Source organism: Collinsella aerofaciens, from assembly GCF_039752985.1.
Taxonomy (GTDB): domain Bacteria; phylum Actinomycetota; class Coriobacteriia; order Coriobacteriales; family Coriobacteriaceae; genus Collinsella; species Collinsella aerofaciens_BT.
Genome location: NZ_JBDMHA010000026.1, coordinates 17,749 through 29,578 on the forward strand (window position 1 = coordinate 17,749; position 11,830 = coordinate 29,578).

At 59.9% G+C, this 11,830-nt stretch carries 11 protein-coding genes and 1 tRNA gene; 4 read left to right on the top strand and 8 right to left on the bottom strand.

Annotated elements, in window-relative coordinates:
- Nucleotides 1-368: 368 nt before the first annotated feature.
- A tRNA-Thr gene (locus tag ABHR76_RS04960) sits at nt 369-443 on the bottom strand.
- Between the two features lie 224 nt (nt 444-667).
- Between ABHR76_RS04960 and ABHR76_RS04965 the strand changes: the two genes are divergently transcribed.
- The gene (locus tag ABHR76_RS04965; protein ID WP_138113135.1) at nt 668-2,008 is read left to right on the top strand and encodes a DNA-binding protein; all 1,341 of its coding nucleotides are present in this window, start codon (nt 668-670) and stop codon (nt 2,006-2,008) included.
- Between the two features lie 27 nt (nt 2,009-2,035).
- Here the strand turns inward: ABHR76_RS04965 and ABHR76_RS04970 are convergent, their stop codons facing one another.
- The 6 genes from ABHR76_RS04970 to disA form a co-directional block, all read right to left on the bottom strand.
- A complete protein-coding gene (locus ABHR76_RS04970) occupies nt 2,036-2,713 on the bottom strand; it encodes an NYN domain-containing protein (RefSeq protein ID WP_006234978.1) in 678 nt (225 codons plus the stop codon).
- Between the two features lie 3 nt (nt 2,714-2,716).
- Complete coding sequence (gene rlmB / locus ABHR76_RS04975) at nt 2,717-3,631, bottom strand: 23S rRNA (guanosine(2251)-2'-O)-methyltransferase RlmB (RefSeq protein ID WP_346976966.1); 915 nt, start codon at nt 3,629-3,631, stop codon at nt 2,717-2,719.
- 186 nt (nt 3,632-3,817) lie between these two features.
- Nucleotides 3,818-5,284, bottom strand: a complete 1,467-nt coding sequence (gene cysS / locus ABHR76_RS04980) for a cysteine--tRNA ligase (protein WP_346976967.1) — start codon at nt 5,282-5,284, stop codon at nt 3,818-3,820.
- Between the two features lie 3 nt (nt 5,285-5,287).
- Nucleotides 5,288-5,782 (bottom strand): 2-C-methyl-D-erythritol 2,4-cyclodiphosphate synthase, encoded by a 495-nt coding sequence (gene ispF, locus ABHR76_RS04985; RefSeq protein WP_006234975.1) that lies wholly within the window; start codon nt 5,780-5,782, stop codon nt 5,288-5,290.
- Complete coding sequence (gene ispD, locus ABHR76_RS04990; RefSeq protein ID WP_022093924.1) at nt 5,772-6,500, bottom strand: 2-C-methyl-D-erythritol 4-phosphate cytidylyltransferase; 729 nt, start codon at nt 6,498-6,500, stop codon at nt 5,772-5,774. The genes ispF and ispD overlap by 11 nt, the downstream gene beginning before the upstream one ends.
- The gene (gene disA, locus ABHR76_RS04995; protein ID WP_369796797.1) at nt 6,500-7,540 is read right to left on the bottom strand and encodes a DNA integrity scanning diadenylate cyclase DisA; all 1,041 of its coding nucleotides are present in this window, start codon (nt 7,538-7,540) and stop codon (nt 6,500-6,502) included. Before disA ends, ispD begins: the two co-directional genes overlap by 1 nt.
- Before the next feature lie 374 nt (nt 7,541-7,914).
- Here disA and ABHR76_RS05000 point away from each other — a divergent pair, with 374 nt between their 5' ends.
- The 3 genes from ABHR76_RS05000 to ABHR76_RS05010 all read left to right on the top strand — a co-directional run bounded on the left by ABHR76_RS05000 (nt 7,915) and on the right by ABHR76_RS05010 (nt 10,388).
- The gene (locus ABHR76_RS05000; RefSeq protein ID WP_195503410.1) at nt 7,915-8,493 is read left to right on the top strand and encodes a manganese efflux pump MntP; all 579 of its coding nucleotides are present in this window, start codon (nt 7,915-7,917) and stop codon (nt 8,491-8,493) included.
- 119 nt (nt 8,494-8,612) lie between these two features.
- Nucleotides 8,613-9,080: a helix-turn-helix domain-containing protein gene (locus ABHR76_RS05005; RefSeq protein ID WP_238057642.1), complete on the top strand. Its 468-nt coding sequence runs from the start codon at nt 8,613-8,615 to the stop codon at nt 9,078-9,080.
- 3 nt (nt 9,081-9,083) lie between these two features.
- Nucleotides 9,084-10,388 (top strand): type II toxin-antitoxin system HipA family toxin, encoded by a 1,305-nt coding sequence (locus ABHR76_RS05010; RefSeq protein WP_346976968.1) that lies wholly within the window; start codon nt 9,084-9,086, stop codon nt 10,386-10,388.
- 127 nt (nt 10,389-10,515) lie between these two features.
- Here the strand turns inward: ABHR76_RS05010 and ABHR76_RS05015 are convergent.
- Nucleotides 10,516-11,830 (bottom strand): aminoacyl-histidine dipeptidase (locus ABHR76_RS05015; protein WP_346976969.1); only part of this gene is annotated, 1,315 nt, incomplete at its 5' end.

An 11,830-nucleotide genomic window follows, 5' to 3' on the forward strand; every position in this document is an offset into this window, starting at 1 on the left:
GTTTACCTTAGCTCCCTATCCAAGTTAATTATCCACGCTCGTTCTCCGGTCGGAAGATTTTCTTCTCTCGCGTGTCCAGAAATCCACGCTCGAGCAGAACATCCAGGTCCGCACCCGCCCTTGTCTCGATCTGTAACAGCAAGAGGCCTATTCCGCTTCTACATGTTACAGATCAAGATATTCCTAAAACACCCTAAGTTTCATCTCAATCTGTAACAGTTAGATGCCAAATATCGGTCTTGGTGTTACAGATTTAGACAAACTGGAGGACGAGACAAACCAAAAACGGGATGGGCGCTAACCCGATGGCGCACCACCTAAATAGAAACGGGCTCTGTCCCATATAGAGACAGAGCCCGAAACTCTCATGGAGCCAGTGACAGGAATCGAACCTGCAACCCACTGATTACAAATCAGTTGCGCTACCGTTGCGCCACACTGGCACACTTGGCGCTTTCACGCGAAGCGAGTTAAGAATAAAGGAATTGCGGACGGGGCGCAACAGGCCGCACGGCGTTATACAAATATGCAAAATCCAGCAACAACGCGTACCAGGCCCGTTCATTTCTGTCAGTGCGCCCTCAATCTTAAAACCATTCGCCAGAACGAATAGTTTTAATTACAATTGCTATATATAAAACTATTCGTTCTGGCGAAGGGTTTCGCGATGCTTACTACCAAAGAAGCCGCCGAGCTGCTCGGCATCACTCCGCGCAGGGTGCAGGAGCTCATAAAAAACGGAGCACTTGAGGCCCGCAAGGCTTCTGGTGTATGGCTCATCGACAAAGACAGCGTCGACACGCGACTCCGCTCTGTGACCAAAACGGGGGGACGTCCCCGCCGCGGCCACGGTAAGAGCGAGATCGCGTTCACCCTCATGAACCGCACGTACGAAGTCGCTCAGCTGGTCTACAGTACATCGCGAAAAGACTTTACCCACATCGGTGCCGACATCGATTACGCCCACGCCCCTATTGGAGTATTTGGCCCTAATAGCCCCATATCGCTAGACTCCTTCCGCATCTGGTGGCGCGGCCGCGGTATCCCGCTCGCACGCATTGGGCTAGCCTCCCTGCTTGCAGAAGCCGCAGTCGATGTTCCCGATGAACTCGTCCAGCGAAATCTCGGCCTCTCCTTATCCGACCAGTATTGGATTAGGCCCCAAGGTTCCGGTCTCACCTGGGAGGATATCAACTTCTTCAATAACGCCTTTGATGACGTCTCGCTGTCCATTGCACCCTTTGCCCCAGAGGGAAAAGCGGCTGCCGCAAAGCCCGATAACACCTCGGACGGCAATCTTCAAAAGTACTGGACGTGCGAGGGCGAACGTCGAATTCTGCATAAGGCAGGAGCGCACCTGGACCAGGAACCTTATAACGAGCTGGTGGCGACCGCGCTCCACCGTCGCATCCTAAACGCCTGCGATTATGTGCCTTACTCGCTCGAGGGCACGGGCACTTCCGCCCTGAGCACATGCGATGTCTTCTTAACTGATGAAGAAGAGTATGTCCCTGCGTTCTATGTAAACCAGCACGCAAACGCAGATGAACGGCTAACCGACTACGAGCGATATGTAGCAAACTGCGAGGAGCTCGGGGTGACAGGCGTCAAGGATGCCCTTGACCGCATGATCGTATGTGACGACATCATTGCCAACTACGATCGTCATTGGCGCAACTTCGGCCTCGTGCGAAACGTAAACACGCAAGCCTGCAGACCTGCCCCCATCTTCGATTCGGGCTCATCGCTCTGGTGCAACATATCACTAGAGGAGCTTAGGGCGGGAGAGCACAGTTTTACCAGCGCACAATTTCATTCAAGCCCCGCCAAACAAATGTTGCTCGTCGAGGACATGGGCTGGTTTGACGGCGACAAACTCGAAGGCTTCGTTGACGAGGCAATCGAGATTCTTTCCAGAAACGACGCGCTCACGGCAAGGCTGCCATATCTAAAAGAGGCGCTAACGTGGCGCCTCGAAAGAATGATCGACATCGCTGAATGGAGTTAGCGAGGCAGCATTGCCCCGCCAACTTCCCTACCTCCCGCGCAGGGCCTTGAGCTTGGCCAGGGCATCGGGGCTCAGGCGACTGCCCAGAGTCATCTTGATCTGCGGAGCTTCCTCTGCCTCGTGAACGTCGTTATCGATCTGTTTGATCTCGTCCACCAGCATGCGGCTCGAGATGCGCGTAACGCCCTTACCCATGACAACGGCCTGGATCGTACCGTCGCTCGATACCACGGAGCACGCGCGGCCTTCCTCGCGTGCCTCGATGCAGAGCTTCTGCACCACGGTATCTGCCGAAACACCGGTCGGCGAGAACTCGATGCGCACGCCACGCGCCGGCAGGTTGGGACGCTCGCTGGAGATGTTGCCCGCGCCGTCGAACACGATCACGGCCTCGTAACGGCCCTGGGCAAACGCCGCAACATCGTTGATGAGGGCGGTGCGCGCCATATCGTGGACGTCGCTGGAATATGGATCGTCGGAATGGTCGTAGACGAGCTTTTCGTAGCGCGGCGTGCAGTGGATCACGTTGTAACCGTCGACCACCAGCAGCTCGGGCTTGTTGGAGTGCACCGTCGAGACTGGGTCGGCGATAGCCTGCGCAAACGCATTGCCGCCCACGCCGTAGGTCGCGGCCGAGACAATCGGCTTGGCCGAGCCCTCGCCAAAGCGCTTGGCCTTGGACTTGGCGCGGTTCTTCTTGGACATGCGCTACTCCTCCCCCATAAGCTCGCCGGCATTGCGGCGCAGCCACTCAAAGCACAGCGCGGTGGTCGCCTGGGCCACATTGAGACTCTCGGTCATGCCGCGCTGGGGAAGCTTGGTCAAAAAGTCGCATTTCTCGAGCACCAGGCGTGAGATGCCGTCGCCCTCGGAGCCCATGACGAGCGCCACGCGACCTTCGAAGGAAGCATCCCAGCAACTGCCCTCGGCGTGCTCGGAAGCACCGCCCACCCAAAAACCAGCGGCCTTGAGGTCATCGAGTGCACGGGCAATATTGGGAACCTGCGCGATAGGCAGATGCATGACAGCACCGGCCGAGGTCTTGTAGCTGCCCACGGTCACGCCGGCGGCACGCTTGTTGGCGATGACGACGCCGGCCGCGCCCACGACCTCGGCGGAGCGCACAATGGCGCCAAAGTTGCCGTCGTCGGTCACATGGTCGAGCACGACGACAAGCGCCGGACCGTCGCCGGCGCGGTCGAGAATATCGGCGACATCAGCATAGGGGAAGTTGCCAACCTCGAGTGCGATGCCCTGATGAGCGCCATGGCTCGACAGTGCGTCGAGCTGCGCGCGCGGCACATACTTAATGCGGACGCCCGCGGCGTTGAGGTCGTCAACCAGGCGCGACAAGGCGGCATCGCGCTCCCCGCCCTCGACAATGAGCGCGCACTTGATGGGAAAACCAGTGCGTAGCGCCTCGGCGGCAGCACGACGACCTTCGATAAACTCGCCCTTGGGAGTCTGGACAGCGTCGCGGTTGCGATCGCGCTGCGGACGTGCGGCCTGGGTGCGATCGCGCTGGCCCTTGGGAGCGGCAGCGCGGTCATTGCGGCGAATCGAACGCGAGCCAGAAGCAGCCTGCTTGCCGCCACGAGGCGCACGCTTGCGATTGTCGGCCATAAAGCGACCTCCTAAATACAACTATCAAACGAAACAAAATAAACGACCGCCCATGAATATTAATTCGGGCGGTCGGTACGGGTTTTCCAAGTGCCCGAGATTGCCGTGAAAGAGGAGCGACGCGTACTTGAGTACGCGAGCGACGGTTTGAACGGCAAGGTCGGGTGCTTGGGAAACCCGCGGGGATTAGAGAGATTTGATACGAGTGCCGGCGGCGGTATCTTCAATCGTCAGGCCCAGGTCCTTGAGCTGATCGCGGATGGCATCTGCCAGATCCCAGTTCTTGGCGGCACGAGCCTCGGCACGAGCCTCGAGAATCTTGGCAGCGGCCTCGTCCACGTCGTCGCCCGTGTAGGCAACCAAACCGGCGGCAACGCCCAGCAGGCCCAGCGGCAACTCGACCTTGGGCTCGGGAAGCTCAACGCCAAACGTATCGAGCAGCTCGGCCAGCGTATCGGCGGCAGCCAGGACTGCGGCCTTGTCGGCAGCATCGCCCGCCTGCTCCAGATACTGATTGCACTCGGTGACAAAGCAAAAGACAGCACCCATGGCACCGGCGGTGTTAAAGTCGTCGTCCATGCACTCCTTAAAGGCGGCGCGGGTCTCGGCGGCCTTGGCGGCAAACGCCTCGGCGGCAGCCGCATCGGCATCGGCCGTCGCATGGTTCGCAGCCCAACGAAGGTTCTCGACCGTACCGGCAATACGCGTGAGCGAGTTCTCGGCACCCTCCAGGCGCTCCCAAGAAAAGTCGAGCGGCGAGCGATAGCTCGTCTGCAGCATCAACAGGCGCAGGGCCGCGGCAGAGTGCTGCTCGAGCACCTCGGCCAGCGTAAAGAAGTTTCCGAGCGACTTGGACATCTTCTCGCCGTCAACCAGCAGCATGCCCGTGTGCATCCAGGTGTTGGAGAAGCCCTGGTGCCAGGCGCAGGTGGCCTGGGCGCACTCGTTCTCGTGATGCGGGAAGGCAAGGTCGGAGCCGCCGCCGTGGATGTCGATCGGAGTACCCAGGTAGCGATGCACCATGGCGGCGCACTCGGTGTGCCAACCGGGACGACCCTCGCCCCAAGGGCTCGGCCAGCTGGGCTCGCCGGGCTTGGCGGCCTTCCACAGGGCAAAGTCGAGCGGGTCGTTCTTGTCCTCGTTCTCCTCAATGCGTGCGCCAACCATAAGGTCGTCGATGTTGCGGCCCGAGACCTGGCCATAGTTGGGATCGCTGCGCACGGCAAAGTACACGTCGCCGTTATCGGCGGCGTAAGCGTGGCCCTGCTCGATGAGCGTCTTAATCATGGCGATCATGGGGCCGATCTCCTTGGTGGCGCGGGGGCGCACATCGGGATCGAGCACGTTGGCGGCGCGCATGACGCCGATAAACTTGTCAGAGAACTCCGTCGCAACCTCGGCGGCGGTACGGCCCTGCTCGTTGGCGCGCTTGATGATCTTGTCATCGACATCGGTGAGGTTCTGGGCGAATGTGACCTCGTAGCCGCTCGCGATGAGCCAGCGACGAATTACGTCAAAGCTGATGAACGTACGGGCGTTGCCGATGTGGATGTTGTCGTAGACCGTGGGGCCGCACACGTACATGCGGACCTTGCCGGACTCGATGGGCTGGAACTCTTCCTTTTTATGGGTAGCGCTGTTGTAGATACGCATTCGTTACTCCTTAACGGTTTTCTGTAGCAGGCAGACGGCCCAGGCGCCGATTCCCTCGCCCTGGCCTTCCCAACCGAGTTTTTCGGTCGTAGTGGCGGCGACGCCCACGTTTTCGACGTCAACGCCCAGGGCATGGGCAAGGTTGGCACGCATGGCATCGCGGTGCGGGGTGATCTTAGGCTGCTGGCAGGCAATGGTGCAATCGGCATCGACAAACTCGAAGCCCAGCTCGCGCGCGTAGTCCATCACGCGAGCGAGCAGCACCATCGAATCGGCACCCTCATAGGCGGGGTCGGTATCGGGGAATAGCTTGCCAATGTCTCCCCCACGGCAGGCGCCCAGAATGGCGTCGGCCAAGGCGTGCGCGAGCACATCGGCATCCGAGTGGCCCAGCAGGCCGCGCTCGTAGGGAATGTCGACACCGCCGATGATACATCGACGCCCCTCCACCAGACGGTGAACGTCGTAGCCATGGCCAATGCGCAGGTTACTGAACATGGGGAAGGTCCTCTCCCTCGGCCATACGGCCAAGCAGAATCGCGGTTACGGGACGCAAGTCCTCGGGCACCGTCACCTTAAGGTTATCGCGCGGGCTCTGGACGCAGCGGACGCGCCCACCCATGCGCTCGACCAGCGACGAATCATCGGTGCCGATAAAGCCCTCGGCAATGGCTGCAGCGTGGGCGCGCTTCATAGCATCGACGCTAAAGATCTGCGGCGTCTGCGCAGCCCAATAAAGCTCACGCGGCGGCGTCTCGACGATGTTATCGCCGTCGACGATCTTGAGTGTGTCGATCGCGGGTTGACCGCACACGACACCGTCGAGCGAGCGGTCGCCCACAAGCACGTCGATCGCATGATCGATGGCCTCGGTCGTGATGAGCGGACGAGCGCCATCGTGAATGGCGACGTATTCAAAGCCCGCCGGCACCGCGTGCACGCCGGCACGGGTGGAGTCCTGGCGGGTATCGCCGGCATCGGCAAAACTGATGGGCGTGTCATAGTCAAACGGGTCGATGGCCAGGCGGCGCATCTCGGCACGGCGCTCGGCAGGGCAAACCACGACGATGTGGCCGACCTTATCGCTACGGTCAAACGCGCGGATGGACCAGCTCATAAGCGGACGGCCCGCTACATTGACGAGCTGCTTGCCGCCGGGGTTACCAAAGCGCTGGCCGCTGCCACCGGCAACGACCACGGCGCATACGGGCGCCATTATGCGTTCCCCTGTTTGGTGCCCTTCATGCGGTACAGCGAGTCCGCAAGAATGGCAGGGTTGTTGACGCCAAAGTCGCCCAGGCGCTCCGGATCCTCGCTAATGTCGTCCATGAGCTCCTGCAGCGAGCCGTACTCGTCGACGATCTTCTCGGCCACGCCGTCGCGCACGACGGACACACGCGAAAGCGTGCGCAGGCCCAGCGGCGTCATGACGGAGTCCTCGTCCAGGTCGTCATAGCCCAGAACTGCCGCCACGTGCTGCGGGTCGGACAGGTCCTTAGGCGTCATGCGGCTCAGCTCGGCGCGGATCTTCTCGGCGTTTGCCTCGGAGGAATCGCTTGCGTAGTCGCGGATCATCAGGTCGTATTCGGTATCCATGCTGGAGCCCGCGAGCTGCTCGAGCTGCATCTGCACGAGCTTGCCCTGGTTACCCAGCTTGACGATGCAATCCTTAAGCTCGGTCTTTGCCTGTTGCATGATCTCGAAACTCGAGAAGATGCCGGTGATGTCGGCGAGCGTAACGTAGTCGTCGAGCTCAAGGGCCGTCAGGCGCAACAAGGAGCGGTCGAGCGACTGACGGGTGGTCTGGAGCGTGGCGACGAGCTGGTTGACCGAGCTCATGATGGTGGTGACGGGCTGGATCTCGTAGCTCTTGCCGTGAACGTACACGTTGACGACGGCACGACGAGCCGAAACCGAGATCACGATGGCGTCGGTGAGCACCGACATGCGAGCGGCAGTACGGTGACGCATGCCCGTCTCACTCGTGGCGAGCGAGGGATCGGGATTGAGGTGGAAGTTGGCACGCAGGATCTGGGTGAGGTCGCCATCGATAACGATGGCACCGTCCATCTTGGAGAGCTCGAACAGGCGGTTCGAGGTAAACGAAATGTTGAGCGGGAAGCCGTCGTTACCGGCGGCGAGCACGTTTTCGGTGTCGCCGACGCAGATAAGGGCGCCCAGGTGACCGGCAATGATCATGTCGAGGGCGGTGCGGATCGGCTGACCGGGGGCAGTCAGGCGGATGGCCTGTTCCATACGCTTTTGCAGCTCGTTCTTATCCAAGGCATCGCTCCCATCGTATACGCTCCATAAACGTCAATAAGTTTCTCACGGTTTGCCCCTGTGACGCCCGCAAAATCCGATGCTTACAGAATGAGCGAACACAGCTGAGAGCCCCAATCCAAATGAGCTGCTTATGTGGTAGCATCGGGATTCGCATAAATGAGGGAGTAGTCGCGTGATCGGGTTCGCCTCCGGTGGCGCGGCAAGTCAACACACTGGCCGATGCGGCCTGGCTTGCCTTAATGAACGAGACTCGTGGCTGTGCGCGCAACGCGTACGCCACGAGTCTTTTTTGTTACTCCCCCAAGAGGTACACGCGGGCCCGCCCGCAGAGAGGGAGCCAGACTATGGGACTCGCAGAGCTCGTGTTGCTCGCCGTTGGCCTTTCGATGGACGCCTTTGCCGTATCCATCTGCAAGGGCCTTGGCATGAAGAAGATCAACCTTAAGGTCGCCGTAGTGCTCGGCCTGTTCTTTGGCGGCTTCCAGGCAGGCATGCCCGTGATCGGATGGGCGCTTGGCAGTCAATTCATGAGCATCATCGGCCCCATCGACCACTGGATCGCCTTTATCCTTTTGGCCTTCATCGGCAGCAAAATGCTGTGGGAAGCCTTTACCGAAGACGAGGATGAAGACGACGGCAAGGATGCCGAGAAGATTGAACTGGGCGAGTACCTGATCCTCGCCATCGCCACCTCAATCGACGCCCTGGCCGTGGGCATCTCGTTTGCCGCGCTCTCGGTTGACATCGTGCCCGCTGTATCGCTTATCGGCGTCACAACGTTTATCTTCTCCGTCGCCGGCGTAGCGATCGGCCACACCTTTGGCGCGCGCTACGAAAAACCCGCCACCATCGTGGGTGGCGTCGTGCTTATCCTTATCGGCCTCAAGATCCTGCTGGAACACTTGGGTTTTTTGGTGCTGTAAAACACCCTTCAAAACTAAACGTCCGTATGAGGTCTCATGCAGAGTTTTGCATGGGCCTTTTCATGCAGACTTTTGCATGTCATACTAGGATGCAAAAGTCTGCACGTTAGGAGATTGCCATGGATACCCTTCCCATCACCACGCCGCGCCAAGCCGGCATCTACGTGCGTCAGGCGCGCGAGGCGCAGGGGATCACCCGTGCCGCCCTCGCTAAAAAAGCCGGTGTTTCGGAACGCCTGCTCGCATCGCTCGAGCTGGGAGATGCCACGGGCATTCGGCTCGACAAGCTGCTGGCAGTTTTCGGTGCTCTTGGACTGGCGCTCGCCGCTCAAGGGGATATAGGCGAAACGAAAAATGGGCAACCAGTCGACGCCCCGCATGCTGATCAACCTTGCAGCACCTCCAGACGCCATCACGCCCAACGTCTTCATCATCGCAACCGTCGCAGCACAACCATTCCGGCTCTTGCAGATGCCCCCTTTACGTCCGAGCTCTACGACAGGGCCTTCGCCGATTTCGCCATGTCCAATCTCGGAGTCTCGATTGCCGCTAGCGCACCCGCTCAAGCCGAGTCTGAAGGGAAATAGCCAATGGCCAGAACATCACTTCGGACCATTATTTGCGGCGTACCTGCGGGAACGCTCACGCAAGATGAGAACGGTCTTATCAGCTTTACCTACGATCATGACTATGACGGGCCAGCCCTATCGACCAACATACCCGTATCGAATCGCACATACGGACAACAGGTCATGAATCCGTACCTGTTTGGCCTTCTACCCGACAGCGAGGACCAACGAAAAGCGATTGCCGCCGAATTCGACGTTAGGCCCAACAATCCCGTTGCGTTGCTCAGCCATATCGGACTCGACTGTCCGGGCGGCGTGCAGTTTTGTGCCGAAGAAGATACCGACGCCGTCCGGCATCGCGCTGGCGAATACCGCCCTATAGACAACCACGAAATTGCTCTTCGTCTCAAGTCGATCAGAGATGACCGCGATGCATCGTGGATGGGTCTAGATGAAAGTTGGTCACTTGGAGGCAACCAGGGCAAGTTCGCGCTCGCGTTCATAAACGGCCGCTGGTGCGAATGCATGGGCTCCTCGCCCACGACGCATATTTTCAAAAATGGCGTTATCGGATTTAAACTCGAGGCTCTCAATGAGTTTGTCTGCATGAAAAGCGCCCAGCGCGCCGGCATCGCAACGGCAAACGTCGAATATCGTATGTTTGAGGACGAACCTGCCCTCATTGTTGAGCGCTATGACCGCGTGAAAGTCAAAGACGGAACGATCAGGCGCCTACATCAAGAAGACCTCTGTCAGGCACTTGGGGTGATGCCCGCCCAAAAGTACACGGCAGACGGCGGCCCGACCACACGCGACATTCAAGAGCTCCTCGTAAATACGAGCCACCATCAACTTAACCTGTATCTGTTTACGCAGATACTTTTCTTTAACGCCATCATCGGCGCACCGGATGCGCACGCGAAAAACTATTCCCTGCTCCTTGGAAACGACGGCGCAGCCATGATGGCTCGAATGTACGATGTCGCGTCGGGTTTGGCGTATGAGCGCATGCGCCGCCGGGCGCGCCTTGCCATGAGCGTTGGCGGCGAAAATCGTGTGGGGTGCATCGGTCCAGGCGCTATCCGCCGATACCACGGTATGGGCGACCCCACGCTGGAGGCGACGCTCACCGATGCCGGGCTATCCGAGAAGTTTTGCTTTGCGACCATGATGGACCTCGCCTACGAGGTACCCATTTGCATGGAAGAGGTCATGGACGAATACGCCGACCTGCCCGGCATGGCGGACCTGCGCGAGCATATGCTCGGCCCCGTCCGCGAAAACTGCCAGCGCGCCCTCGACCTCATCAGGGCAGAAATGGACTAGGTGGCCGTAATTTCGCAATTATCAAACAAAAGAGAGGGGGCACCCGTCGCAAAAGACCGGGTGCCCCCTCTCATAATGTCATTTGCAATCCGCTAGCACGTGACTCGGACTGCTGCTAGCGCAACCTTTACGCAGCGAGGCGCTTGAGGACGTCGATGAGCAGCTCGTAGAAGCGCTCGGCAGAAGCGAGCTCCATGCTCTCGTCCGGGGTATGGACATCGGAGAGCGTCGGGCCCACGGCGATGGCGTCCAGGCCGTGCAGAGCCTCGGCAAACAGGCCGCACTCAAGGCCGGCGTGAATGGACTCGATGCGCAGCTCGGAGCCAAAGAGCTCTCGATAGCTCTCGACAAAGACTTCGCGGACCGGCGAATGCTCGGCATAGCTCCAGCCGGGATACTCAAACTCAAACTTGGCGTCGAAGCCCAGGACATCGGCCAGCGTCTGCAGACGGTCCTTGAACTCGTTCTGCAGCGAGGTGATCGAAGAGCGCGGGGACAGCATAATCTTGACCTCGTCATCGGAGGTGGCGACCACGCCGATGTTGGAGGAAACCTCGACGGAGCCGTCGGTGGCGACGTTGCGGCGAATCACGCCGTTAGGGGCAAGGCGCAGGGCGCGGATGAGGGCAAGCGCGGACTTCTGGTCCATGGCCTCAACCTCGGCGTCGTCGGCAATCTCGACGGTGCAAGTAAAGCCGGGGTCGAAGACCTCGAGCTCGGCAGTGACGTCGGCGATGATGCCCTTTGCGATCTGGGCCGCGGCCTCGGCGGCAGCGTGGTCGGCGTAGACCAGAACAGCCTTGCACTCACGGTTGATGGCGTTGTCCTTGGTGCCGCCGTTAAAGCTAACGATGGCGGGCTCGCCGGCAACCATCAGGCGGTCGATGATGCGGGCCATGATGAGGTTGCCGTTGCCGCGCTCCAGGTTGATATCGCTGCCGGAGTGGCCGCCCAGCAGGCCGGAGATGTCGAGCGTGAGGGTGCTACCGGTCTTGTGCTCGCGCGCGATCGGGCAGGTGTAGGTAACGACGACGCCGCCGGCACAGCTGACGGTGGCAACGCCCTCTTCCTCGGAGTCAAGGTTGATCATGGTCCGGGCGCTAATCTGGGACTTGTCGAGCGTCTCGGCGCCGACCAGGCCAGTCTCCTCGTCGGTGGTGAACACGCACTCGAGGGCCGGATGGGTAATCGAATCGTCGTTGAGCACGGTAAGCATAAGCGCGACGGCAATACCGTTGTCGGCGCCCAGAGTGGTGCCGTTTGCGGTGAGGACGCCGTCCTTGACGACCAGGTCGATACCATCGGTCGTAAAGTCGTGCTCAACGGAGCCCAACTTGTCGCACACCATATCGATGTGGCCCTGCAGCATCACGGTCGGGGCATTCTCGGCACCGGCAGATGCGGGCTTGCGAATGATGACGTTGTAGACCTCGTCCTGGTAC

Excerpts from the sequence above, each read along its gene's own strand:
- cysS (WP_346976967.1), bottom strand. The coding sequence starts at position 5,284 with ATGCGTATCTACAACAGCGCTACCCATAAAAAGGAAGAGTTCCAGCCC.
- ispF (WP_006234975.1), bottom strand. The coding sequence starts at position 5,782 with ATGTTCAGTAACCTGCGCATTGGCCATGGCTACGACGTTCACCGTCTG.
- rlmB (WP_346976966.1), bottom strand. The coding sequence starts at position 3,631 with ATGGCCGACAATCGCAAGCGTGCGCCTCGTGGCGGCAAGCAGGCTGCT.
- ABHR76_RS04965 (WP_138113135.1), top strand. The coding sequence starts at position 668 with ATGCTTACTACCAAAGAAGCCGCCGAGCTGCTCGGCATCACTCCGCGC.
- ABHR76_RS05000 (WP_195503410.1), top strand. The coding sequence starts at position 7,915 with ATGGGACTCGCAGAGCTCGTGTTGCTCGCCGTTGGCCTTTCGATGGAC.
- ABHR76_RS04970 (WP_006234978.1), bottom strand. The coding sequence starts at position 2,713 with ATGTCCAAGAAGAACCGCGCCAAGTCCAAGGCCAAGCGCTTTGGCGAG.
- disA (WP_369796797.1), bottom strand. The coding sequence starts at position 7,540 with ATGGAACAGGCCATCCGCCTGACTGCCCCCGGTCAGCCGATCCGCACC.
- ABHR76_RS05010 (WP_346976968.1), top strand. The coding sequence starts at position 9,084 with ATGGCCAGAACATCACTTCGGACCATTATTTGCGGCGTACCTGCGGGA.
- ABHR76_RS05005 (WP_238057642.1), top strand. The coding sequence starts at position 8,613 with ATGGATACCCTTCCCATCACCACGCCGCGCCAAGCCGGCATCTACGTG.
- ispD (WP_022093924.1), bottom strand. The coding sequence starts at position 6,500 with ATGGCGCCCGTATGCGCCGTGGTCGTTGCCGGTGGCAGCGGCCAGCGC.